We start from the raw sequence: 24,203 nt of genomic DNA on the forward strand, positions 1-24,203 counted from the left end.
GCGGGGTCTAGGGTTGGCGGCTTCCCTCCTCATGCATCAGCAGCTGCAAGGTGTCGAGGCGCGCACCCTCGAAGGCAATCACCGTGCCCTGTTCAAATACCCGTTTTGCCAGGCCGGTCAGCACCGCACCGGGTGGCATTTCAATCTGCAGGCGCACCCCGCGCTCATAGGCGCTTTGCACGGTGCCGCGCCAATCGACGACGCGGCACATGTTGAAGGCCAGGTCATCACGCAAGGCTTCGGTGTTGATGATTGGCCGTGCGCGGCTGCCACTGAGATAGCGGGTTTTCGGGGTGTTCAATTGCACCTTGGCAAAGGCTTCAGCCAGGGTTGCCGCAGGCCTGTCGAGCAGCGGGCAATGGGAAGGAACGCTGACCGCCAGGCGCCTGACCAGGCCCGCCCCGTGAGCCTTCGCCAGTACAGCGACCGCCTGCATGGCGTCATCGCTGCCGGCAATCACCACCTGGTTATCGGCGTTGATGTTGGCCAGATACACCGGCGAGTCGGCTCCGTGAACCTGGGCTACCAGGGTTTCTAAGCGCGCCAGATCGAGCCCGATGATCGCGGTCATGCCGTAACCGGCCGGGTAGGCCTGTTGCATCAGCTCACCGCGCAGGCTGACCAGATGCAGTGCATCGGCAAAGCTCAAGGCACCGGCCACAACCGCAGCGGGATAGGCGCCAATGGACAAGCCGGCCACGTAATGGGGCACTGTCGCCAACTGGCGCGAGGCGGCAACTGCAGCGATCAGCAAGCACAGTTGCACCGCCCGCGTCGACTTCAGGGCCTGCACTGAATCCAGCAGCAGGACATCTTCGCCGAGCACTGCACTCGCTTCGAGTACAGTCTCGCGGGGCAGCCGCTGGAGCATCCCCGGCTGCTGGGCGCCCTGCCCCGGAAACACCAGCAAACTGCTCACGCTGCCTGCTCCCGCAGGTTCCATGGATCTGCAGTCAGGCAAGCACCACAGGCCTGCTTGAGCAATACCCGGTCCGAGCGCCCAGCCCATTCGCGCAATGCCACCGCGCCCAAGGGGGTCTGCAACTGCATATCCACCGGGCATGTTGCGCGATCCAGAATCTTCAACAACTCCCGGGCCTGGAGCCGAGGCAACGGCTCGGGCGTGCGCAGGATCAAGTCCAGGTCACTGTGCGGGTGCAAGGCCAGCGGTGCGCTGGCGAGATGGAACCCGGCGCGGGCCAGTTCGAACCCGGCGCTGGCCAATTCGAACCCGGCGCTGCCGCTCACCCCCCAGACCCAACCGCAGTCATCAAGCATTGGCCGCAGGTGCTTCAGGGTATGCAGCGCTGGCAGGTCGCGCTCGATCGAAACATGACACAGCGATTCGGGTTGCACCCGCTGACAAACCGAATCAACCCGCATGACCGCGGCAAAGCGTTGTTCACGCAAACGCCCACGCACCCCGACCGGTATTTCACCCGCGGGACCCAGCGCTCGCCGCACCACCACCGGGTGCCCTGCGCGGATCGAATCGAACACCCACTCAGGCGCGTCTGCCGGCAGCTGCTGCACAGTCATGCCCCAGAGCAGATCGTGGGCCAGGTACACGTTCACCACTGAGCCCTCAGCAATTGGCGAACCTTGCTCGAAGCCTCACGGTTAGTCGCGCCCAGACGACTGCTCAGGTCGCGACTGCCGCCAGCCACATCGGCAACTGCCAGACCCAGGCACTCCGTCACCCGCGCCACATCGTTGGCGGTGGGCCGCTCGATCTGCTCCACCGACAAGGTTTCCCACAGCAGGCCGAGGCTGGCGTAGCTGTCGATGTCATACGCCATGGGCGGCACGCTGGCGGCCAGGGTTTCCAGTTCTTCGACGCTGCGAAGTGTCACCCGGGCGGCCGAAGCCTTGCCCATCGCATGCACCATCACGCCCGGATCACGCAGGGCAATCAAGCGGTTGGCCTGATAGCCGTGGGCCAGAAAAGCCCCGGACATGGCCTTGCCCACCAGCAAGCCAATCACCGGATGACCGGCCAGACGGGCGCGGGCGTAGCTGTCCGCCGCCCCGGCCAATGCCTGGTGAATGCCCAGCGCCTCTTCGCGCCGGCCATAGGCCTGGCTTGGGACATCGACAATGGCGATCACCGCGCGTTTGCAAGGTTTATCCTGATCGGCTGCGATCAGTTCATCCACGGCACTCGCCAGGCCCCAACCCTCCAGCAGCCCCACTTCGCCGTTACGGGCCCGGGGAAAGCGGTTGTGCGGATCGGCCACTACTGCGATAAAGCGCGCGGCCTTACCACCCAGCTCCGCGTCTGCAACTCGCAACGATGGCGGCAGCCCCTCAAGCATTTTTGCGCCTGCACTCAAGGCTTGGAACCAATGCAGGCCGCGTAGGGAATACGAACTCATGAGCGCTCTCCTCGGTACAGGTCGCGAACCGTTGCCGGCTCGATTTGCGGTTCGGTGTCCAGTTGCGCCAGACGGTGCAGGAACCGCGCCGCCTGCTGGCTGCGCCGCCGGGCCGGCAAACCCTGTTGGAGTAATTCACTGATGTGCTGCTGGATCTGCACCACGTCGTCGGCGACATAGCGGTCCGCCAGGCCGCTGGCGAAACGTTGTTCGCCACCGGTGAGGCTCCAGATGAAGGGCCGATCGCGGGAATCGTATTCCTCAAGTCCGGCTTCCTGCTCGATCACTTGCGGGCCGTTCAAGCCCAGACGTGCTTCGCGCGTAACCACCAGATAACTGCACAACCCGGCCGCGATCGACATCCCGCCAAAACAACCGACGCTGCCCGCCACCACGCTCACCACCGGCTGGTACTGCTGAAGATCGACAATCGCTGCGTGGATATCGGCGATCGCCGCCAGGCCCAGGTTGGCTTCCTGAAGCCTTACACCGCCGGTTTCCAGGAGCAGCACGGCGCGGGTCGGCACCCCGTTACGGTTGTCCTCTGCGGCCAGCTCCAGGGCGCCGGCCATTTTTGCGCCGCCGACTTCACCCAGGCTGCCGCCCTGGAAAGCGCCCTCGATGGCGGCAATCACCACCGGCAAACCGTTGAGAAGGCCCTTGGCGATGACCACGCCGTCATCGGCCTGAGGCACCACACCCTGGCGCGCCAGCCACGGCGACATGACTCGCTGGAACGGGTCGAGCAATTCGCGAAACGTGCCGGTATCGAGCAACGCTTGGGCCCTTTGCCGGGCACCCAGTTCGACCAGGCTGCATGAGTTGGCCAACGTGGTTAAGTCAGTCATGGCCGATCTCCTCGAAGCCCTGTTCCAGGCGCAAGCGCACCACGCCGGGGGTGGCGCCGAAATCATGTATTTCGATGGCCATTGCCGGGTAGGCCTGCCCCTCGAACATCCGGGCAAACAGGTGTTGCCAACGCTGTTCACTGCCATTGACCGAGGTTTGCACGGCGATGGTCAGTTTGCCGGCCTGACCCGGCTCGATCAGCACTTCAAGGTCCCCGGAGCCGACACAGCCCACCAGGGTACGGCCGCGAGGCGGCTGCCCGGCGGGGAATTCAAACGATAAGGTTTCCATCAGAACGCTCCCTGAATCATGACGTCGCCAGATGCGATACGGTCGAGCAGCAGGCAGGCTGCGAGCAAGTCCGCGGCGCCGCCGGGCGAGGCATTCAATGCGATGAGTTGTTGGTCGAGTTCGTGCAGACGGCGACGCCCGGCAAGACTGGCGCTGCCACCAGCGTCGAGCACCGCCCGAGCGCCCTGCTGCATGGCGTGTAAACCCGGTTCGCCGGCGCGGTAGAGCACGCAGGTGTCGGCTAGTTGCGCCATGATTGCCAGCAACGCGTCGAGCCGGGCATTCTGCTCACCATGGCCGGCGTCGCGACTGCGTTGCAGCTGCGGCAAAGCCCGCTGGATCACTGCCGGGAAACCCGCCTGTGCCTCTTCCCGCGCACCGCGAGCGCCGTAACGTTGTGCCACCTGGGCGCCATGGCTGAGAACACGCGGTGCATCAGCGTCATCCAGCAACGCCAGCCGCGCCGCACGTGCCGCCACCGCATGGGCAGCCCGGGATTGCGGCGCGAGTGCTGCGGACGTGACCAGCAATCCCAAGGCCCAAATCCCGCCTCGATGAGTATTGATTCCGCCTGTGGTGGCGAGCATCGCTCGCTCGCCTTCCCTACCAATGCGGCCAATCGCTTCGCGCAGGGGCAAGCCCACTTCGCCGAATTCGATAGCGGCTTCGGCCATTTCCTTGAAGGCCGGCCACAGGGTCAGCGCCGAGGCGTGCATCAGCCCCAGGTGCAGGTCGGTGTGAGCGCCGTTACCGCGACGGTCGACCAGAGCGGGTTTGGGCGACAGGTCAGCTTCATCGATCAACGCCTCGACGGCCAGGTCCGCCAGCCGCTCGGCCAGGGTCACGGGTTTGGCTTGCAGGTTGAATGCGTGCATTACCAGCTCCTGAACTTGGCGGGCGGGTTGTAGAGGCCACCGGACCAATCCACCAGGTCCGCGACACTTTTGGCCGCGAGCAGTTGGCGAGTGGCGTCGGTGCGACGGATGCCGAGGTCTTCAGGCAAGGCGATCAGACCTTCACGGCGCATGCGCGCAGTGTCCTTGGGATTGTGCCGCAGGCCGATGGCAGTCACCCCGGCGACGGCGGCGATCATCGCCTGGCGCTCTTCCAGGGAACGCGCCTTGTACAGATAGGCGATGCCTTCTTCGGTCAGCAGGTGCGTGACGTCGTCGCCGTAGATCATGATCGGCGCCAGCGGCATACCGCTCTTCCTGGCCACTTCCACTGCGTCGAGGGTTTCGACGAACGTGGGTTTGCCACCCTCCTGGAAGGTTTCAACCATTTGCACCACGAGCTTCTTGCCGCGTTCGAGCATGGCTTCGGGCGCATCGCCGTGACGCATGTCGAGCCAGGCCGGGGTGTCATGACGACGCCCGCGGGGGTCGTGGCCCATGTTCGGCGCGCCACCAAAACCGGCCAGGCGCCCGCGGGTCACGGTCGAGGAATGCCCGTCACCATCCACCTGCAGGGTCGCGCCGATGAACAGGTCCACGGCGTATTGCCCGGCCAGTTGGCAAAACATCCGGTTGGAGCGCAGGGAGCCGTCGCGCCCGGTGAAAAACACGTCCGGCCGCGCAGCGATATAGTTTTCCATGCCCAGTTCGGTGCCGAAGCAGTGCACGCTTTCCACCCAGCCGCTTTCGATCGCAGGGATCAGGGTCGGGTGCGGATTGAGGGTCCAGTTGCGGCAGATCTTGCCCTTGAGGCCAAGGGACTCGCCGTAGGTCGGCAGGATCAATTCAATGGCGGCCGTGTTGAAACCGATGCCGTGATTGAGCGACTGCACGGTGTGTTTTTCGTAGATGCCGCGAATCGCCATCATCGCCATCAGCACGTGCACCGGTTTGATATGCCGTGGATCACGGGTGAACAGCGGCTCGATATAGAACGGTTTGTCGGCGACTACAACGAAATCGACCCAGGACGCCGGGATGTCGACGCGCGGCAACTCGCTGACGTCATCCACCAGTTGATTGACCTGGACGATCACAATGCCGTCGCTGAACGCGGCAGGCTCGATCAGGGCGGGCGTGTCTTCAGTGCTGGGCCCGGTGTAGATATTACCGGCACGGTCGGCCATGAAACCGGCCGACAGCACGACGTTGGGGATCAGGTCCACCACCAGCCGCGCATAGAGTTCGATGTAGGTATGGATCGCGCCGATTTCCAGCAGGCCGTCTTCCAGCAACTGGCTGATGCGCAAGCTCTGGGTGCCGGCAAACGAGAAGTCGAGCTTGCGGGCGATGCCGCGCTCGAAGAGGTCCAGGTGCTCGGACCGCCCCACGCTGGGCATGATCATGTGCAAATCATGCAGTTTTGCCGGATCGGCCTGGGCCAGGGAGCGGGAGAGGAAATCCGCCTGCTTTTGGTTATTGCCTTCCAGCACCACGCGATCGCCGGGCAGGATCAACGCTTGCAGGGCTTGGACGATCTTCCCGGTGGGCAGCACCGCGCCGTCGGCTAAATCCTTGACCAGCTCCAGACGCCGCTGCTTCTCGCTGCGCCGCCGCGTCCATCGCGGGTCGGGGGATATTGTTGTTGTCATGACCACTCCAGAGGTTCGCTGTCGTGGTCTCACCTTAGGAGTGTTGCGGGGGGGCATCAATCAAGCACAGCGACGAACCGTTACGGTTAGCGTAACGATTCATCGCTGAAGCAGGCACTCAGTTGTGGCGCAGTATCGAAAAGTTCAGCGCACTGGCTACGCACAGCCAGATGAGATACGGAAACAGAATCAAGCCGGTGACCAGGTCAAGGCGCAAGGCCAGCACGACCATCGCCGCGACCACCAGCCACAGCAGCGAGATGATCACCATTCCGGCGAAGATCCGGTGGGCGCCAAAGAACACCGGAGTCCAAAGCGTATTCAGGGCAATTTGTGCCGCCCACAGGGCCAGCACCACCTGGCTTCCGGGCATCAGGCTCAAGCGATACCCCGCCCAGGCGAGCAACAGATAGATAATCGACCAGGCCACAGGAAACAGCCATTTTGGCGGGGTGAAGCTGGGTTTGTTGAGTTCTTCGTACCATTGCCCGGGTTTGAAAATGATCCCGGTGCTCGCCGCAGCACCGCAGGCTATGAGAAATATTAGAAAGGTCATCATCTGTCCTTAGCTGAGGCCAGCTATCTGGTTTGGAAAAGCCGTGACGGCAGTCTCAGGGTTGGACAACCCGGGGAAGCGAAAAAGTCTGCGGGGGGCAATTGTTTTTCACCGGCCTGGCTCACCCCAGCAACGCGGTGATCCACCGGGCCTGACGGGCCAGGTCTTGCACCTTGTGCTCCGCGACGCCCTTGCGCGCCATGGCGAAGCTGCCCAGGGTCTTGTGCTTTTGCTGCAGCAGACGCTGCCACTTGGCCAGGAACAACGGGCTGCGGGCCTGCATCTGCAGCGGGCCGAAGTACAACTCCTGGTCAGAATACTGCACCGGTACATCCCGTTCGGCCACGATGATTTCGTAATAGAAGCGGTTTTCCTGCAGCAGCTCCTCGCAGAGGATGCGGTAACCGTTGTCCATCAGCCATTGGCGCAATGGCGGCTCGCCGCCGTTGGGTTGCAGGATCAGGCGCTCGTGACCGCCGAGGTGCGCCTTGCCGTCTTCGAGAATGTCGCGAATGGTCTCGCCGCCCATGCCGCAGATGCTGATGGCCGTAATCCCGTCACCCGGCTCGATCGCTGCCAGGCCATTGGCCAGGCGCACGGTGATGTGCTGATCCAGATCACTTTCACGCACGGTGCGCTCAGCCGAGAGGAACGGCGTCAGCGCCACCTCACCCGCGACCGCGGCCGCAATCACCCCACGGCGCATCAAGGCCACCGGCAGGTAGCCGTGATCCGAGCCGATATCCGCCAGGCGCGCCCCGGCCGGCACTTGCGCCGCAACGCGCTCAAGACGCATGGACAGTGTATGTTGGTTCAACTGCGGTTCCTTCTTGCACGGGTATCCGGGCCGTAGCCGGATCGGGATGCGATTGTGTCGGCCAATGGTATGGATTTCAATAAGCGGCGGTCGTCGGATCAGTGGAACCACTGAAGAGTCAAATTCATCCAACATCGATATGCATAATCGCCACCGGTTTACGCGGTTCGATTTCAATGATGACTTTCAGGGATTGACGCTTTGAGAAGAACCCGAGCTGGCACGGCGAACGACACAAGTGATGGCCCGGTTACTGCCCAACCACGATCGTGGCGGACATTCGCACTGCCAGGCAGCATTTTCCTGACCGGAGTCGTCCTCTCCGTCACCCTTGGCACCCTGGATTCACGAGAAGAATCCCAGGCGGCGAGAGCCCAGGTAATGTCCACGCTGGCCAATATCAGGGCGCACCTTGAGAGCGAAGTGCGCTCAACGTTTGATGTGACTGAAGGCATTGGCCAGCTGGTGAGAGTAGATGGTGAAATTTCATCTGCTCATTTCGACGGAATGGCCCGGCAGGCGATTTCATCCCAGCCGCATATTCGCCACATTGCGCTGGCGCCTGACGACGTCGTGCGCAATATCTTTCCGCTGGAAGGAAACCGCAAAGTCCTGGGGCTGGACTATCGCAAGATTCCTGAGCAATACCGGGCGATCGAACGATCTCGCGAACAAAAAGAAGCGCTTTTGGCTGGGCCCGTACATTTGGTTCAGGGCGGCCTGGCATTTATCCATCGTCGACCCGTTTTCATCAGCCACTCTGGCGGCGAAGAAACTTACTGGGGCAATGCTTCAGTCGTCGCAGATGTGCTTCAACTGCTCACTGCCAGCGGTATCGTTGACAATAAAAACTTGCAACTGGCCCTTCGCGGAGAAGATGGAACAGGTGCAAGCGGCGCAATGATCTACGGTGCGCCTGAAATATTCGAGGGTGACGCAGTCACCACGTTAGTTGATGTTCCAGGTGGCCAATGGGAGCTCGCGGCGCTGCCGCAGCAGGGCTGGCCGGCGAGTTCCCTGTTCAAATCGCCGCTGTTTCTGGTGGCCCTCACCTGCACCGGCTTGTTCACCTTTTTCGCCGCGCAACTGAGCAAGAGCCATCTGCTGGTTCGCCAACGCCATGCTCAATTAGCCCACGAGGTTGAAGAACGGCGGACGCAGAAAGCCCTGTTGCTCGACATCGTCGACAACGCCCCATCACTCATTTACGTCTACGACACTGAGGGCAAACTTCGACTGTGCAACCGCATGTTCGAACAAGCTGCTGGTCTTACTTTCGAGGAAATGGAGGGCAAAACCCGCGAAAGTTATCTGCCCTTTATCGAGGCCAAAACCCTGCGCGAAAACGACCAACACGTGATTTCGAGCGGCGGCAGTTTACGTTTTGAGGATCAGGTCAAAAAACAGGGTATGACGCGCACCTACCTGACGACCAAGTGCATTTTGAAAGGGCCAAGTGGGCAGGCTTCAGGGGTGTTGGGGATTTCCACCGACATCACCGAAATCAAACAACGCACCGATCAGCTGCGTCTTGCGGGAATCGTTCTGGACAACACCGCTGACGGTGTGATCATCACCAATGCACGCGGACATATACTCTCGGTCAACGCAGCCTACATGAAGATTTCAGGCTTCAGTGCCGAGGAGTCCATAGGCTTGAAGCCGAACATACTCATCACTGACAAGCAAGACAACGCCTTTTACCGGCAGATTCTCAAAAGCCTGAAGACCAGCGGTTTGTGGCGCGGCGAGCTATGGAACCGGCGAAAAAACGGCGAGCTTTTTCCGGAATGGCTGACCATCAACGCTGTTTACAATGAAGATGGCAACGTCAATAACTACGTTGCGGTCTTTTCGGACATTTCAGCGATCAACCAATCGCAATCCGATCTGGAGCGAATGTCCCATTACGACCCGGTGACCGCCCTGCCCAATCGAGCCTTGTTCAATGAACGGCTGCAGCATTCCCTCGATTTGTCGCTGAGCTATAACCAGTTCCTGGCAGTGGTGGTGCTGGATCTTGATGGCTTTAAAACAGTGAATGACAGCCTGGGTCACTCCCTTGGTGACCTGCTTCTGCAACTGGCATCGTCCAGGTTCCTGGCGTGTGTGCGTTCCGAGGACACGGTGTCCCGTCTGGGAGGTGATGAGTTTGCGCTGATACTGAACAATCTTGCCCACCCCACCGACGCCATCATCGTTGCAAAAAAACTCCTGGTATCACTTCAGGAACCCTTCGATTTAAAAGGCACTTCCACCTTGGTGACGGCAAGCATCGGCATATCAGTGGCGCCCCACGACGCCGAGACGCCTGAGCAATTACTCAGGCAAGCGGATACGGCCATGTACGGCGCCAAGGAGGGGGGACGCAACGACTACCGTTTTTACCAGCCTGAAATGACCTTGCGAGCCCAGGAAAGACTCAATGGCGAGCGCTTCTTGAGGCGTGCAGTGCTCAACCATGAATTTGAAGTGTGGTATCAACCAAAAATCAACCTGCTGGACAATACAGTTGCAGGCGCCGAGGCGCTCGTTCGCTGGCGCGATCCTTTACAGGGCCTGATTTTCCCCGGCGAATTCATACCTTTGGCGGAAAACACCGGTTTGATCATCCAGATCGGCGAGCAAGTGATCGAAATGGTCTGCAGGGATATCAGGCGCTGGGCTGATCTGCAGATAGTGCACGGTGTCATCGCCATCAATGTGGCGCCTCTGCAAATCGACCGCAGCGATTTCGTCGAAACCCTCAAAAGTGCCTTGCGAGCCTTCGACTTGCCCGCGCATGTGCTGGAGGTAGAAGTTACTGAAAGCCTGATGATGGCCAGTCCCGAGCATTCCAGGGAAGTCCTCGGCACGTTGCAAGGACTTGGCGTAACCACTTCCATCGACGACTTTGGCACAGGCTACTCATCGCTGGCGTACCTCAAACTCTTACCCATTGACCATCTGAAAATCGATCGCAGCTTTATTTCCGATCTACCCAACGATTCGCGCGATGTGGCGATCACCAAAACCATCGTGGAATTGGGGCATGCCCTGGGCTTCAAGATCATTGCCGAAGGCGTGGAAACCGAAGCGCAACACAGCTTTCTCAAGCAGACAGGCTGCGATCAGGCACAGGGGTACCTGTATGGCCGGCCAATGCCTGCCGCAGATTATGAGGCCTGGCTGAATGGACGACAGTAGTCGGTCCTGAATACGTCAACGACACTTTTGAGCTGAGACGTTTCAGCCGTTGCCCGGATAATCGCAGGCTAACGGATGAAACGTCGAGGTTCAGCATGACAAGCGCCGCCGCAGAGCAGGTCAGCCCGAAGACCCTGAGAAAAGTGATAGTCGCCGCCGCTATCGGCAATTTTGTCGAGTGGTTTGATTTTGCCGTCTACGGCTTTCTGGCAACGACCATCGCCCAGCAATTTTTCCCCAGTGGCGATGCGAGCGTCGCACTGCTGAAAACCTTCGCCGTGTTTGCCGTGGCCTTTGCGTTTCGGCCCCTGGGCGGGATTTTCTTTGGCATGCTGGGGGACCGGATTGGGCGCAAGCGCACCCTGGCGATGACAATCCTGCTGATGGCCGGCGCGACGACCCTGATCGGTTTGTTACCCACGTACGCGGCGATTGGTGTCATGGCCCCGGTGCTGTTGAGCCTGATCCGCTGCGCCCAAGGGTTTTCCGCCGGCGGTGAGTATGCGGGTGCCTGCGCCTATCTGATGGAGCATGCGCCTGATGACAGACGGGCCTGGTATGGCAGTTTCATCCCGGTGTCGACCTTCGCGGCGTTCGCCTCGGCGGCGGTGGTGGCTTACGCGCTCGAAGCGTCCTTGTCCGCTGAAGCCATGGGCAGTTGGGGCTGGCGCCTGCCGTTCCTGATTGCCGCGCCACTGGGGCTGGTAGGCCTGTATCTGCGCTGGAGGCTGGATGAAACGCCGGCTTTCCAGGCCGTGACCCAACAGCATGCGGTGGCACACTCCCCGCTCAGGGACACGTTTCGCGACAACGGCAAAGCCATCTGCTGCCTGGGCGCCTTCATCTCGCTGACGGCCCTGTCGTTCTACATGTTCACCACCTATTTTGCGACGTACCTGCAAGTTGCCGGCGGCCTGAGTCGGGCAACAGCGTTGCTGGTGTCGCTGATCGCCCTGATTTTTGCCGCGCTGATTTGCCCGCTGGCCGGGTTGTACTCAGACCGGGTGGGGCGACGGATGACCGTAGCGAGCGCCTGCGTGCTGTTGATTGTGGTGGTGTACCCAGCGTTTCTGATGGCCAGTTCCGGGTCGTTTGCCGCGTCTATCCTGGGCGTGTTGCTGCTGGCGATTGGCGCAGTCTTGTGCAACGTGGTCACCGCGGCATTGCTCTCGGAAACCTTCCCGACCCGCACTCGCTAAACCGCGTCGGCGATCACCTACAACATGGCCTACACCCTGTTCGGCGGCACCGCGCCGCTGATGGCGACCTGGCTGATCAGCACCACCGGCAGCAATCTCTCGCCGGCGTTCTACCTGATCGCCATTGCCTTGCTGGCGCTCGCCGGCGGCCTGGCCCTGCGCGAGACTTCAAGGATTTCGCTGCATGATGTGCCAGCGAATGAGAAGACGTCCACCGTGATTGCGCCCGCTTGAGGTTGGCCACACCGCAGGTTGCCGAGCGCGAGGTACGGTGTGGCAGACACGCCTTCAGTGTACTGACAGGGGTCGCCCCTGCACCGTATCGGCTTGCGGGCGAATGATCATCAAGCCGGCTGCGGCAATCACCAACGGCACTGCCAACGCCAGGTAATAACCGGAAGGCCCTCCGTGTTCGAGAAACCAGCCACCGCTTGCCGAGCCGATGATCGCGCCCACCCGGCCCAAGGCAATTGCCCAGCCGGTCGCCGTTGCTCGCAATGCCGTGGGGTAGGCCTGGGCAACCATGTAGTTCAATACGATCTGCTGCCCGCCGATGCCCAGGCCTGCGCAGCCGGCAAGGATGAATACCAGAGTCCAGTTGCTGGCGCTATTGGCCAGCCCCAGGCACAGCACAATGCCGAAGACAAACAGCATCAGGAGCAGTAGCCGGGTGTTGATCTTCGGCAGAATGATCGACAACGGTATGGCGCAAACAACAAACACCGCGTTGACCGCGACGGTCCCCATGGGCGCCTGGTCGGCTGGCAGCCCGGTGGCTTTGAGCACGGTAGGTAACCAAGACAGGAACATGAACCAGGCAATCCAGTTAAACAGGTAGATTGTCCATATCCCCAGGGTATTGCGCGCTAGCCCGCTGGCGAACAGCGAGGTGACACGGGTTTTCACGTCCATTTCCGGAACACTGTAAGTCGTGTCCGCAGCCGGTTGACGCCCGGTGATTTTCCCCACGATGCGGTTGATTTTCCCCCGACTGCCATCTGCCCGACGCCGTGTCAGGAAATACAGCGACTCCGGCAGTGCGAACAGCAACACCACCAGCAATATCAGCGGCACAATACCGCCAACTGCAAAGATGCCCTGCCAGCCGATCGAGGGCAGCATTTTCGCAGCCAGCAAACCTCCCAGAATGGCACCTGCAGGCAGGCCCAGCAGCACGGTGGTCATGATCGTGCCGCGATGCCTGGCACTCCCGTACTCGGCCGCGAGCGACAGGACGACGGGCGTCGCTCCGCCCATTCCCAGACCTGCGATAAATCGCAGCAGTAGAATCTGCTCAGTGGTCTGGGCGAACGCGGTGGCCAGGGAGGCGACACCAAACAAGGCGACTGAACCGATGATGGTCGGCCGGCGACCAAATTTATCGCCCATCAACCCCAATCCCATGGCACCCAGCACCATGCCGACGATGCCTGCGGTCAGGATCGGCGCCAACGCGCCCGCGCTAAGGCCAAAAGCCTGGATGATGGAGGGTCCGGTAAATGCAATCGCCTGGGTGTCGAACCCGTCGAGAATGGCGACGAAAAAACACAAGGCAAAGACTCGCCATTGGAAGGGGCTGAGGCGATGGCTGTCGATTAGGTCGGGAATCGAATAGTGAGTGCTCATGGCGGTTCCAATCGAAGGGCATTTTTATAGTTTTTTTCGCGCAAGCAGAGCCTGCCGAATCACAGGCTAAGTCGCCGTGCGGCCAGGGTCTAATATCGATTGGGTGGCGTTCGATACCTGCCAGGTATGGCACGCCAGCAGGTTTGTCGTAGAAACGGCCCTACACACTGACCGGCAGTGTCTCCAGCAGCGCCTCCAAACTCATCGGTTTGGCAAAATAATACCCCTGGGCTTGCGTCGCTCCCATTTCGCGCAGCAAGTCCAGCGTCGCCTGGTCCTCGACGCCTTCGGCCACCACGCTCAGGTCCAGCGATTCGGCCATGCGCACAATCGCCCGCACGATCGCCCGGCTGCGCGGGCTGGAGGTAAGTTCGAGGATGAACGACTTATCGATCTTCAAGCCGCTGAATCGGTACTGGTGAACATAGCTCAGGGAGGAGAAACCGGCGCCGAAGTCATCGAGCACCACCGACATGCCGTTGTCGGCCAATTGCTGCATGGTCAGTCGGGCTATCGCCGGCTCCGCCACCAGCGCGCCTTCGGTCAGCTCCAGGCAGATGCGCGAAGGCGCGACCTGGTGGCGGGCCAGCAGGGCCAGGACATCACTGGCGAATTCCGGACGCGTCATGCTGTAGCTGGAGCAGTTAACGTGCACCGGCGGCCAGTTGGCGTGCTCCGGTTGGGCGAGGATCACCGCAATGCAATTGAGCATGTACAGGTCCAGGCGACCGATCAGGCGCAAGCCCTCGACATCCGGCAGGAACTCGCCCGGCCCGATCACCCGGCCCCCAGGCTGATGCCAGCGAATCAGCGCTTCAAGCGCCAGCAGTTCGCCGGTTGCGACGCTGACGATCGGCTGGAAATACGGCAGCAACTCATCGGTGCGCTTGAGCGCGTTGCGTAGCGCCCCTTCGCGCTCGACCTGGTCCGAGACTTCACGGCGCACTTCCTGGTTGAACACCGCAAAACTGTCGCGCCCGGCACTCTTGACCCGGTACATCGCCGCATCGGCATCGCGCAGCAAGTCCGCCGGCTCGTGATGGAACTGACTGTCGGCGCTGACGATACCGATGCTGCAGGATGAAAACACCTCAAGGCCGTTGATGAAAAAAGGCAGGTCGAACGCCACCAGGATCCGCTCGGCGATGTCGATCACCACTTCCAGCGGCGCGTCCGGTGCCAGCACCGAAAACTCGTCGCCGCCCAGGCGCGCCAGCAGGTCAGTTTCCCGCAGGCAACCCCGCAGGCGTTGCGCGGCCTGCATCAACAGCAGGTCGCCGAAGTGATGGCCGAGGCTGTCATTGACCATCTTGAACCGGTCGAGGTCGATGAACATCACCGCCAGATGCCCGCCTTCGCTGCCGAACCGCGACCAGGCCACGCCAAGACGCTGCTGCAGGCAAGTACGGTTGGGCAGCCCGGTCAGCGCGTCGTGCAGGTTCTCGTGCTGCAGCTTGGCATTGGCGTGATCAAGCTCACGGGTACGGTTCTGTACCCGGGCTTCAAGCTTGAGGTTGGCGGCATGGATCGCCTCGGCTGCCGTACGACGCGACAACGCCGTGTCGATATGCCGCGAGACGAACGTCAGCAGCTCCTGATCGCGCAGGGTATAGCGCACCTGCGAGGTATAGCTTTGCACCGCGAGCACACCCCGTACCACATCGCCATCGAACAACGGAATACCGAGCCACGAGTAGGAACGCATATGCGCCTCGGCGAGTTCGGTTTCATGGGTGGCGGACAAGCGCTCGGCCTCGGCCGAATCCACCAGGCATGGTCGCCGCTGGCGGATCACATACTCGGTCAAGCCCCGGCGCCCACGGCGTGCCAGCGGGCGGGTGGTCTGGCGCTCATCGACATAATAGGGAAAGGTGACTTCGCCGTTGGCGTCGTCGAACAGTGCGATGTAGAAGTTGTGGGCGAACAGCAGCTCACCGACGATGCCATGCAAGGTCTCGAACAGCTCGGTCATGTCCCCCGGCCGGCTCGACAGTTCGGCGATCTGGAACAGCGCGCTCTGCAGGTGTTCGGCGCGTTCGCGATCCGCCACTTCCTGGCGCAGCGCGTCGTTGAGTGCCGACAGCTCAAGGGTCCGGCGCATCACCGTCGCTTCCAGGTCCTCACGGTGCAGAATGCGGTCCAGCGCCATGGCCACGTGACGGGCCACCACCAGGAACAGCGCGCGGTCCTCAGCGCTGTAGGTGCGGGACACCTCGTAGACCTGCATGGCCAGCATGCCGAACACTTCATCAGAGGCATTTTTCAGCGGCGCGCCCATCCAGAACTCCGGACGGTCTCCCACGCAGTAGAAGCGACCTTCCTCCTGGGCCGCGAGCATGCCGGCCGCGTCGATCAGCAGCGGCTGGCCACTGGTCAACACTTGCCCGGTCAACGACAGGTGCGCGGGGTCCAGGTACTCGTAGTGTTCAGCCTCCACGGCATCCACATCGATGATGTCGACGTAGTACGGGTAGTCGATCTTGCCCGTGTGCGGGTCGTACAGCGCGAGATAGAAGTTCTCGGCGTCGATCAGGCTGGCCAGCAGCCGGTGCACCCCCACCAGGAACACGAAGCGGTCGCGGGTCGAACTGGCCAGGTAGGTGATTTCATAGAGCACTCGCTGGGTAATCTGCGCGCGCGCCAGGGTGTTGGTCTGCACCTCGATGCCCAGGCGCTGGGCAAACTCGGCCAGCGTCGGGTCGGCGGCATCATCCTGGGGCGCCAGTACCCACCCCAGGACCGTTTCGCCCCGGCCGGTTGACCAGCGGTGCAGGCGCCTGTTCAGGCAGAACGCTTCGAAGTCTTCGTTGGCAACGATGGCCGGCCAATGTTCCTGCGGCTCGCCCTGCCCGACCAGATGCAGTTGCTCACCGGCGCGGTAAACCGCCCAATGGCGGGTGTGGGCAGCGCTGCGCGCCGAATCGAGCAGTCGTTCTATCGCGTCATGCCCGTCCGCCAGAGCCCGGCTGAGCGGGTCTGCGGGGCGTGGCGGCTGAGCGGCATCGGCTGCGCGTTCGCTCGATGGCTGCGGGGAGCCGTGCAATGGATCAAAACTCATTAACGCTCCCTGGGCCAGAAACCTGGCGATACCCACCTACGGATTGCGAACAACGTGCCGGCGAGCATCCCGTTTAAGGCGTTTAGGAGTTTTTTTCAACCGATTTATTCGCTTTGCGCTCAAGTTCGCCCTTTCCCGTTCCTGGAAGTACTCCAGCGCTTCAACCCAACGACGAATCTTTCGCCACTATCGCGGTGCGAATACGACTCCCACGCGCTCGGCATACTGCAACCAGGCCGCCTTCAGACGCTGCACCGTCTCGGGTTGGCTGGCCGCCAGGTCGGTGGTTTCGCCGCGATCCTTAGCCACATCGAACAGTTGCCATTGCGGTGGTAGCCGGTTGTCGCCGAAACCTGCCTGGGGCCGCATGCCCAATAACTTCAGGTTGCCCTCGCGGTAATAAGCATTGCCGAACAGTTCGCCTGCCAGGTTATCGTTGAGGTGAGGGCTGCCCTTACCCGCGAGCATGGGCACCAGTGACTTGCCAGTGATCGGATGCCTGCTCGCCTCTGCCTGCTCCGGCAGCGCGATGCCCGCCAGCGCCAGGAAGGTCGGCGCCAGGTCGTCCACCCGCGCCACACCGCGCTCGATTCCCTGGCGGGCCAGGCCCTTGGGCAACTGGACAATTGCCGGAACACTGATGCCTCCTTCGGCGGTGGTGCCTTTGAACAGGTGAAACGGAGCGGCACTGACTTCAGCCCAACGCAGGCCGTAGTCAATCTGCGAGCCCGGCTGCCCCAGGTTGGCGAAGCTGTTATCGGTGTGCGCTCCAGGCGGATAAAACTGCGCGTGATTCTCCGCTGCCGCGCCGTTGTCGGACATGAACACGATCAGGGTGTTGTCGTACTGGCCGCTTTGACGCAGGTATTGCACCAGGCGACCAATGTTGTGATCGAGGTTATCGACCATGGCGGCGTAGATTTCCATCTTGCGCGCTTCGACCTTCTGTTGTTCCGGGGTCAACTGGTCCCACCCCGGCAGCTTCGGGTTGACCGGTAGCGGCTGTGCTGGCTGGACCTCACTGGCGAGCACACCGAGTTTTTTCATACGCTCCAGACGCGACAGGCGGACACTGTCGTAGCCTTGGTCAAAACGTCCGCGGTATTTGTCCAGGTACTCTTTGGGCGCTTGCAACGGCCAGTGTGGCGCGGTGTAGGCGGCGTAGGCGAAAAACGGCTTGCCGCCCTTCTGGCTGTTTTGCAGGTAGCTGATCAGCTTGTCGGTGTAGAAGTCCGTGGAATAGAAGTTCGCCGGCAGCTCCACTGGCTGGCCATTTTCACGGTAATGCACCTGCTCGATTTTGCCTGGGTTGGTCGTCGCAGGCTTGAAGTGCGTCGCGCCGCCCTCCAACAAGGTGAAAGATTGCTCGAAGCCGCGCTGGTCCGGGCCCTGATCCGCTTCCAGACCCAGGTGCCATTTGCCGACCATCAGCGTGTTGTAGCCGCCGGTCTTGAGCAATTCGGCAACCGAATACGCCCGCTGGTTCAGGTAGCCCTCGTAGCCTGGCTTGCCCCGTTGGAACGGTTGCAGGGCTTCGGCCATGGTACCGAGCCCGGCCAGGTGGTTATCGGTGCCGGACATGAGCATGGAGCGCGTGATCGAACAGGTCGGCGCGGCGTACATGCTGGTGAACTGCAGGCCTTGACTGGCCAACTGATCCAGCGTCGGGGTCTGGATATCGCCGCCATAACTGCCCAGGTCGGAATAACCCAGGTCGTCGGCCAGAATCAGCAGGATATTGGGTTGCCTTGCCTCACCCGTGGCCGCACTGGCCAGGCCGCTACCCAGTGAAAGCGCGCAAAAAAGTGCCGCCGGCGGCATCCGCAAAAGACCCATAAATCCTCTCTTATTGTGTTTGACCAACGTTGATTGATACCGCGGCTTACTCTTCGAAAATCGCCACCGCCCGCACGAATCCTGCCGAGGCGTGCCGGATCTTGTAGGGGAAGCAAGACACCACAAAACCCTTGTTCGGCAGGGTTTCCAGGTTGGCGAGTTTTTCCATTTGCCCATAACCGATGTCTCGCCCGGCCTTGTGCCCTTCCCAGATGATGGCCGCGTCGCCGTCGGCGGCGAAGCGCTCGCGAGTGTATTTGAACGGCGCATCCCAGCTCCAGGCATCGGTGCCGACCACCCGCACTCCGCGCTCTAGCAAATACAAGGTGGCCTCGCGCCCCATGCCAATGCCGGCATCCAGGTAACCCGGCTGGCCGAACAGTGCACCGGCGCGGGTATTGACCAGCACGATATCCAGCGGCTGCAGCAAGTGCTCAATGCGCGCCAGTTCGGCGGCGACCTCGTCGGCCGTCACCACATGCCCATCGGCCATGTGCCGAAAGTCCAGCTTCACACCCGGTTGCAGGCACCAGTCCAGGGGTAATTCGTCGATGCCAAATGCCGGTTGGCCGCCATCGGTGGTGGATGCGTAATGCCAGGGCGCATCCATGTGCGTGCCGCTGTGCGTGGTGATTTGCAGGCGCTCTGCCGCCCAGGATTCGTTGCCGGGCATCTGCTCCAGTTGCAATCCGGGGAACATGGCAGCCATTTCCGGCCAACCCTGTTGATGGTCCATGTAGTCGATCCTGGGCAATAGCGGAGGCGGATCGGTGTAGGGATTGTTGTCGAGGGTGACCGACAGGTCGACGAGGCGACGTTCAGGCTTCATGAAGGGTCTCTCCGGTGAGCGGTAAGTGCCTGGGAGGCGCTGGATTGAGGGAATTGCGAATGAGCGCCGCTGCGTTGCCGTCATGGTTGAAACCGGCAGCACGGGCGAGCGGGGTTTTCAGCGGCGGCAGGCGCCCGAATAACGCTTCCAGCCGGGCGTCGGCGGCATAGGAAACAAGTTCGCGGCGTTCTTGCCCATAACTGGCCGCCAGGGCGTCAACCACCTGGGCGATGGACAGGTGCAACACCGGTAACTGCCACACCCTCTGACTCAGCAACGGGCCATCGATTTCGGCCGCGTGGATCAGGTTGTTCACGCAACAACGGGCCGACATCCACCAGGCCGTCGCCTCGGGCGATACCGGACACTCGTAGGTTGCACCCTCGGCAAATGCGCGCAGCAGATCGCTCATGAACGCCGAGCGCAAACCGTTGGGCTGCCGCGGGCGCGCCACGATTCCGGGCAGGCGCAGCACCCGACCGTCCACTTCGCCACGCAGGGCAGTACCGATATAGGCAGCGATCACGATTTTGCGTGTCTGCGCCGCATCGAGACTCACCGGGACAGATCCCGGCTCGTCAGTCGATCTCACAGGGAGTGTGGTGGATTTCATTCGTACTCCGTTTTTCTTAGCTGTTATAGGTTTTTTCGAGCGGCGTCGCTTCAGAAAATTTTGAATGGTACGTTGACGATCAGGCGAAATTCTTCAAGGTTGCCTTCGATCTGATTTTCACTCGCGCGATGCCAGGCGTATCCGCTGAGTAGGTTGACCCCTTTCAGCTGTCCGGACTGGACGACATAACTGACGAAGGTTCCAACTTCGTAGTGGCTTTCATCACTCTGCTTGAGGACGGAGGAATAGATGCCGTTGCGGCCGCCATCATAGTCAGTGCCATCAATGCCCCACCCCTTGATGTACCAGAGAATGGTCTTGAAACCCGGGACGCCGTACGCCGTGAAATCGTTGCTGTAGTTGACTTGGAATGAGCGTTCATTTGGCCCGTTGTAATACGAGAGCATTGTGTTCGGCAGATTGATCGCATTGGATTCGGCCACATAGTCGAAATATTCATCCCCCTTGATCTGCTGCAGTCCGACTTTCAACGTATGGTTCTTGTAGGTCGGGGTGATGCTCAGGCCATACGCCTGCTGGTCGATGGTTCCCGCCACTTCCCGGCCGCTGGACTGGGTGTTGTAGAAGTCGAACTGGACATCTGTGGTGATCTCATCCCACTTGAATTTCTGCCCCAGCCCCAGGTATTGCCGATCCCAGATGTCCTCGAAACGCGAGGCATACGCACTGGCGCGCCACCCATTGCTGACCAGATAGTCGGCACCGGCGTAGGCCACCCAGTCGCTGGTGACCAGACGTGAGCCGAAACTGGGAGTCAAGTCCTGGCTGCCTGCACCGGTTCGCGGGGTTGCCTGGTCAAAGTATCCGGATTTGATCGTCAAGCCTTCAATGTCATGACTTTCCAACGAGACCCCGTCGAAGGCCGCAGGCAGAGTTCGGGTATCGGAATAACCCATTACGGGAGTCTTGACCTGATGTCTGCCGACTTTAAGCACCGTGTCGGACACCTTGAACTTCAACGCCGCGACACCGACCTTGCTCCAGTCATCAACTACATTGCCATCCTTGTCGACCAGCAAACGATTGCTGCCACCTGCGGTCGCCAGTTTGCTTCGCTCCAGCGCAATCGCAGAATAGGCCGACAGATCAATGCCAAAACCGAGCATGCCTTGGGTGAACCCGGACACATAGTCGAGCTTGAAGCCTTCCAGCCAAGCTGTCCGGTCCCTAACGGGCCTGCGTCCTTCAGAGGTCTGCGCGGAAAAGTAGGTGTCCTTTCTGCCGATTTCGTGCGAGTACCACATTCGGGTATTGAGCATCAGCGAACTGTCCTCGACAAAGCCGGTTTCCTTGGCTTGAACTCCCATAGAAGCTAGAAAAAGAGCGGCCGCGAGCGACCCGGCCACCTGAGGTGCCGAACGAACCTTATGCATAACTGAACGCCTTATAATTTTTGTGATGGCAGGCAGAAACTTGGACTTAAGCGTTTTTTGTTTTTTTATTGGGCGTGGTTGAGGCCGCACCAGCGTGCGATGAACACGGCTAGAACCTTTGTGACATCCATCATGCTGTCGATCGAAACCCATTCGTCAATGCCGTGAATGGAGCCGCCGACAGGGCCGTAACACGTTGCGGGAATCCCACCGTACAAGTTGAAAAACCGCGCGTCGGTGGCGCCCTCGAACGTCACCAGGGGTACTGCTTCACCGATCACATCGGCATAGGTTTTTTGTAGCGAGGTGATCACAGGCTGGTTCATATCGATCTCACAACCCTGCGCCTGAAATCCGCCATAAGTGACGTGGTACTGAGCAGAGAGATGAGCCGGATGCGCCAGGAACAATGCTTCGAGTCGAGCTTCGACCTCAGCCTTGATCTGCTCCACGGTTTTTTCCGGATAAAACCCAATGCGGATATCCAGACGACACATCGACGGTACTGAAGACGTCCATTCACCACCCTGGATCTTGCCTAAGTTGAAGTTGATCGGTTTAGGATGGTGGTTGTAGCAGTGATGCCGGTTCGCAGGCTCGTTCCACTCGCTTTCAAGTGTTTTGAGGCCGGCGAACATCGCCAATGCAAAATCTACCGCGCTACTGCCCTGCGTCGCTTGGGCCGCATGTGCTGGTTTGCCGCTAATTTCCAGGGACAACCAGAGCACGCCCATCTGGCACGTCATCAAACCTGCGGTCGGCTCGGTAATAATGGCAGCGTCGGCAGTGTGTCCGGCGACCAGGCAGGCTAACGCGCCGTTCCCCGTGCATTCTTCTTCAATCACCGACTGCAGAATGACCTTGGCTGCAGGCTCGTAGCCCAGTCGTTTTAAGGCCTTGAACGCCATGATGTAGCTGACGATGCCGGCTTTCATGTCCGAAGCGCCGCGGCCAATCAGCTTGTCGCCGTCGACCCATGGCTGGAAAGGCGGCCGGGTCCATAGTCGCTCATCCCCTACTGGAACCACGTCTATATGGCCATTGAAAATAATCGACTTGCCCTGCACCACTGATGGCCGATGCGTGCCGATCACGTTGACTCGACCATCGTAGGAAACCAGCGATGGCGAGTACCCTGGGTGATCCTTGATTTGGCTTTCGTCGATCGTCAGCGCCTGAACTTCAAGTTCGAGCTCATCGGCAAACACTCTTTCCATTACGCTCTGCGCCGATTGTTCTTCACCCAGCAGAGAGGCGTGGGATACCAGCTCGCTGAGCAAGGCGATCGACTCGTCGCGCAGCGTCTCGACCGCGGCAACGATGTCTTTCTCAAGCGCACTAATGCTTATTTTTTTCATTATTCAGGTCCAAAGGTAGCTGGATGTGGGAGGATCGTAAATTCAGCTAACCATGCCGTCCAATGCTGATTTGTTGGACTATCTATGCTTAAAAAGCATGGTATTGGCCAGCAAAAATTGACTTGCAAACCCGCTCGAGCCGGACTGCATCGAGCGGGCCACCACAATCCGCTACAGCTGAATCCAGGTGGCTTTAAGCTCGGTATATTTGTCGAAAGCATGCAGCGACTTGTCGCGACCGTTACCTGACTGCTTGAAACCTCCAAACGGTGCAGTCATGTCACCCCCACTGTACTGGTTGACCCAGACACTACCGGCACGCAGAGCTTTTGCGGCCAGGTGCGCCCTCGACAGATCCCGAGTCCAGACTGCTGCTGCAAGCCCGTAAGGACTGTCGTTGGCGATCTCAATCGCTTGCTCCAGGGAGTCGAAAGAGATAACTGAGAGCACAGGGCCGAACACCTCTTCACGTGCGATATCCATGGCGTTGTCGACCCCATCAAACAGCGTTGGCTCGACATAGGCACCACCACTTTCTGCACGCACTTGCCGACCACCACCACGTAAGATCGCGCCCTGTCTTTGCGCTCTATCGATATGCGCCAAGACACTTTGCAGGTGCTGGTGGTCGACGACGGCACCCGCCATGCTTAACGGGTCTAGCGGATGTCCAGGTACCCATGCCCGCAATGCTTCAATGACCATGGCAACAAAATCTTCTTTGATGCTGCGCTCCACCAGCAGCCTCGAACCCGCCGTGCAGACCTCTCCCTGATTGAACGCAATGGCCGCTGCTGCGGCTTGCGCCGCCACCTGCAGGTCCGGAGCATCAGCACAGACGATGTTGGCGCTCTTGCCACCCGCCTCCAGCCAGACACGTTTCATGTTCGACTCACCGGCATATACCAGCAATTGTTTGGCGATACCTGTGGACCCGGTAAACACCAGCGTGTCGACGTCCATGTGCAGCGCCAATGCCTTGCCCACGGTGTGCCCGTAACCCGGTAAAACGTTGAACACCCCCGCAGGAATGCCCGCGTCCAGCGCCAGTTGAGCCAGACGAATCGCGCTGAGCGGCGAGCGCTCGGAAGGTTTCAGAATCACCGAGTTGCCGGTGGCAAGCGCCGGGCCGAGCTTCCACGCACTCATCATCAGCGGGAAATTCCACGGCACAATCGCCGCGACCACACCTATCGGCTCACGCGTTACCAGGCCTAATTGATCATGGGGCGTGGCAGCCACTTCGTCGTAGATCTTGTCGATTGCCTCGCCGCTCCAGCGAATCGCGTCGACCGTCGCCACCAGGTCCATACCCAGGGCATGGGCAATGGGTTTGCCCATGTCCAGGGTCTCCAGCAACGCCAGCTCTTCACTGTGTTGCTCGATCAGCGCCGCGAAACGCAACATGATTTGCTTGCGGGCAACGGGTGCCTTGCGTGACCAGTGCCCGGATTCAAATGCCTTGCGTGCAACCGCCACGGCAAGTTGCGCGTCATCGGCATCACAACTTGCCACCTGACCCAGTACGCGGCCATCCACCGGACTCACACATTCGAACGTGGCACCCTTCGACGCCGCAGTGTAACGCCCGTCGATAAATGCTCGAGTTTCAATCGACAGCGACAGCGCACGTTGCTGCCATTGAGCATGGGTCAATTGAGCCATGGGAAT

General features: G+C 60.5%; 17 protein-coding genes and 2 pseudogenes. 2 read left to right on the forward strand and 17 right to left on the reverse strand.

Features of this window, described 5'->3' with window-relative positions:
• Window positions 1-7: 7 nt before the first annotated feature.
• The 9 genes from mdcH to AAEZ09_RS19815 all read right to left on the reverse strand — a co-directional run bounded on the left by mdcH (window position 8) and on the right by AAEZ09_RS19815 (window position 7,433).
• Window positions 8-919, reverse strand: coding sequence for a malonate decarboxylase subunit epsilon (gene mdcH / locus AAEZ09_RS19775; protein WP_350600469.1), 912 nt, complete (start codon window positions 917-919; stop codon window positions 8-10).
• The gene (locus AAEZ09_RS19780) at window positions 916-1,578 is read right to left on the reverse strand and encodes a malonate decarboxylase holo-ACP synthase (protein WP_350600470.1); all 663 of its coding nucleotides are present in this window, start codon (window positions 1,576-1,578) and stop codon (window positions 916-918) included. The genes mdcH and AAEZ09_RS19780 overlap by 4 nt, the downstream gene beginning before the upstream one ends.
• Entirely contained in the window at window positions 1,572-2,375 is an 804-nt protein-coding gene (gene mdcE / locus AAEZ09_RS19785) for a biotin-independent malonate decarboxylase subunit gamma (RefSeq protein ID WP_350600472.1), read from the reverse strand. Before mdcE ends, AAEZ09_RS19780 begins: the two co-directional genes overlap by 7 nt.
• Window positions 2,372-3,223, reverse strand: coding sequence for a biotin-independent malonate decarboxylase subunit beta (locus tag AAEZ09_RS19790; protein WP_350600474.1), 852 nt, complete (start codon window positions 3,221-3,223; stop codon window positions 2,372-2,374). The genes mdcE and AAEZ09_RS19790 overlap by 4 nt, the downstream gene beginning before the upstream one ends.
• Window positions 3,216-3,515 (reverse strand): malonate decarboxylase subunit delta, encoded by a 300-nt coding sequence (locus tag AAEZ09_RS19795; protein WP_045059594.1) that lies wholly within the window; start codon window positions 3,513-3,515, stop codon window positions 3,216-3,218. Before AAEZ09_RS19795 ends, AAEZ09_RS19790 begins: the two co-directional genes overlap by 8 nt.
• Window positions 3,515-4,390 (reverse strand): triphosphoribosyl-dephospho-CoA synthase, encoded by an 876-nt coding sequence (locus AAEZ09_RS19800; protein WP_350600475.1) that lies wholly within the window; start codon window positions 4,388-4,390, stop codon window positions 3,515-3,517. Before AAEZ09_RS19800 ends, AAEZ09_RS19795 begins: the two co-directional genes overlap by 1 nt.
• A complete protein-coding gene (gene mdcA / locus AAEZ09_RS19805) occupies window positions 4,390-6,060 on the reverse strand; it encodes a malonate decarboxylase subunit alpha (protein ID WP_350600477.1) in 1,671 nt (556 codons plus the stop codon). The genes AAEZ09_RS19800 and mdcA overlap by 1 nt, the downstream gene beginning before the upstream one ends.
• Before the next feature lie 118 nt (window positions 6,061-6,178).
• On the reverse strand, window positions 6,179-6,616 hold the full coding sequence (tspO, locus tag AAEZ09_RS19810) for a tryptophan-rich sensory protein TspO (RefSeq protein ID WP_122840282.1): 438 nt from the start codon (window positions 6,614-6,616) through the stop codon (window positions 6,179-6,181).
• 121 nt (window positions 6,617-6,737) lie between these two features.
• Entirely contained in the window at window positions 6,738-7,433 is a 696-nt protein-coding gene (locus AAEZ09_RS19815) for a tRNA (adenine(22)-N(1))-methyltransferase (RefSeq protein ID WP_350600478.1), read from the reverse strand.
• 381 nt (window positions 7,434-7,814) lie between these two features.
• Between AAEZ09_RS19815 and AAEZ09_RS19820 the strand changes: the two genes are divergently transcribed.
• Window positions 7,815-10,619 carry an EAL domain-containing protein gene (locus AAEZ09_RS19820; RefSeq protein ID WP_236695855.1) on the forward strand — a complete coding sequence of 935 codons (2,805 nt, stop codon included), beginning with the start codon at window positions 7,815-7,817 and terminating at the stop codon, window positions 10,617-10,619.
• 95 nt (window positions 10,620-10,714) lie between these two features.
• Window positions 10,715-12,052 (forward strand): annotated as a pseudogene (locus tag AAEZ09_RS19825) (MFS transporter).
• Window positions 12,053-12,106: 54 nt separating this feature from the next.
• Here AAEZ09_RS19825 and AAEZ09_RS19830 read toward each other — a convergent pair.
• The 8 genes and pseudogenes from AAEZ09_RS19830 to AAEZ09_RS19865 form a co-directional block, all read right to left on the reverse strand.
• Window positions 12,107-13,444 carry an MFS transporter gene (locus AAEZ09_RS19830; RefSeq protein WP_350600479.1) on the reverse strand — a complete coding sequence of 446 codons (1,338 nt, stop codon included), beginning with the start codon at window positions 13,442-13,444 and terminating at the stop codon, window positions 12,107-12,109.
• Between the two features lie 160 nt (window positions 13,445-13,604).
• Window positions 13,605-16,502 carry a bifunctional diguanylate cyclase/phosphodiesterase gene (locus AAEZ09_RS19835; RefSeq protein ID WP_350600481.1) on the reverse strand — a complete coding sequence of 966 codons (2,898 nt, stop codon included), beginning with the start codon at window positions 16,500-16,502 and terminating at the stop codon, window positions 13,605-13,607.
• Window positions 16,503-16,688: 186 nt separating this feature from the next.
• Window positions 16,689-18,338, reverse strand: a complete 1,650-nt coding sequence (locus AAEZ09_RS19840) for an arylsulfatase (protein WP_350600483.1) — start codon at window positions 18,336-18,338, stop codon at window positions 16,689-16,691.
• Between the two features lie 46 nt (window positions 18,339-18,384).
• Entirely contained in the window at window positions 18,385-19,167 is a 783-nt protein-coding gene (locus tag AAEZ09_RS19845; protein WP_045059586.1) for a cyclase family protein, read from the reverse strand.
• Window positions 19,157-19,669: pseudogene (locus tag AAEZ09_RS19850) on the reverse strand (Rossmann-fold NAD(P)-binding domain-containing protein); the annotation flags it as partial. The pseudogene AAEZ09_RS19850 and the gene AAEZ09_RS19845, both read right to left, overlap by 11 nt.
• A gap of 161 nt (window positions 19,670-19,830) precedes the next feature.
• Window positions 19,831-21,174 carry an OprD family outer membrane porin gene (locus AAEZ09_RS19855; RefSeq protein ID WP_350600484.1) on the reverse strand — a complete coding sequence of 448 codons (1,344 nt, stop codon included), beginning with the start codon at window positions 21,172-21,174 and terminating at the stop codon, window positions 19,831-19,833.
• Between the two features lie 65 nt (window positions 21,175-21,239).
• Window positions 21,240-22,532, reverse strand: coding sequence for an ArgE/DapE family deacylase (locus tag AAEZ09_RS19860; RefSeq protein ID WP_350600485.1), 1,293 nt, complete (start codon window positions 22,530-22,532; stop codon window positions 21,240-21,242).
• 171 nt (window positions 22,533-22,703) lie between these two features.
• On the reverse strand, window positions 22,704-24,197 hold the full coding sequence (locus AAEZ09_RS19865; RefSeq protein ID WP_045059524.1) for an aldehyde dehydrogenase: 1,494 nt from the start codon (window positions 24,195-24,197) through the stop codon (window positions 22,704-22,706).
• Window positions 24,198-24,203 lie beyond the last annotated feature (6 nt).

Origin of the sequence: Pseudomonas sp. 65/3-MNA-CIBAN-0223, assembly GCF_040310425.1 — a bacterium.
GTDB classification, from domain to species: domain Bacteria; phylum Pseudomonadota; class Gammaproteobacteria; order Pseudomonadales; family Pseudomonadaceae; genus Aquipseudomonas; species Aquipseudomonas gregormendelii.

Excerpts from the sequence above, each read along its gene's own strand:
- AAEZ09_RS19855 (WP_350600484.1), bottom strand. The coding sequence starts at position 21,174 with ATGCATAAGGTTCGTTCGGCACCTCAGGTGGCCGGGTCGCTCGCGGCC.
- AAEZ09_RS19790 (WP_350600474.1), bottom strand. The coding sequence starts at position 3,223 with ATGACTGACTTAACCACGTTGGCCAACTCATGCAGCCTGGTCGAACTG.
- AAEZ09_RS19820 (WP_236695855.1), top strand. The coding sequence starts at position 7,815 with ATGTCCACGCTGGCCAATATCAGGGCGCACCTTGAGAGCGAAGTGCGC.
- AAEZ09_RS19860 (WP_350600485.1), bottom strand. The coding sequence starts at position 22,532 with ATGAAAAAAATAAGCATTAGTGCGCTTGAGAAAGACATCGTTGCCGCG.
- mdcA (WP_350600477.1), bottom strand. The coding sequence starts at position 6,060 with ATGACAACAACAATATCCCCCGACCCGCGATGGACGCGGCGGCGCAGC.
- tspO (WP_122840282.1), bottom strand. The coding sequence starts at position 6,616 with ATGACCTTTCTAATATTTCTCATAGCCTGCGGTGCTGCGGCGAGCACC.
- AAEZ09_RS19840 (WP_350600483.1), bottom strand. The coding sequence starts at position 18,338 with ATGGGTCTTTTGCGGATGCCGCCGGCGGCACTTTTTTGCGCGCTTTCA.
- mdcE (WP_350600472.1), bottom strand. The coding sequence starts at position 2,375 with ATGAGTTCGTATTCCCTACGCGGCCTGCATTGGTTCCAAGCCTTGAGT.
- AAEZ09_RS19845 (WP_045059586.1), bottom strand. The coding sequence starts at position 19,167 with ATGAAGCCTGAACGTCGCCTCGTCGACCTGTCGGTCACCCTCGACAAC.
- AAEZ09_RS19795 (WP_045059594.1), bottom strand. The coding sequence starts at position 3,515 with ATGGAAACCTTATCGTTTGAATTCCCCGCCGGGCAGCCGCCTCGCGGC.
- AAEZ09_RS19830 (WP_350600479.1), bottom strand. The coding sequence starts at position 13,444 with ATGAGCACTCACTATTCGATTCCCGACCTAATCGACAGCCATCGCCTC.
- AAEZ09_RS19865 (WP_045059524.1), bottom strand. The coding sequence starts at position 24,197 with ATGGCTCAATTGACCCATGCTCAATGGCAGCAACGTGCGCTGTCGCTG.
- AAEZ09_RS19835 (WP_350600481.1), bottom strand. The coding sequence starts at position 16,502 with ATGAGTTTTGATCCATTGCACGGCTCCCCGCAGCCATCGAGCGAACGC.
- AAEZ09_RS19800 (WP_350600475.1), bottom strand. The coding sequence starts at position 4,390 with ATGCACGCATTCAACCTGCAAGCCAAACCCGTGACCCTGGCCGAGCGG.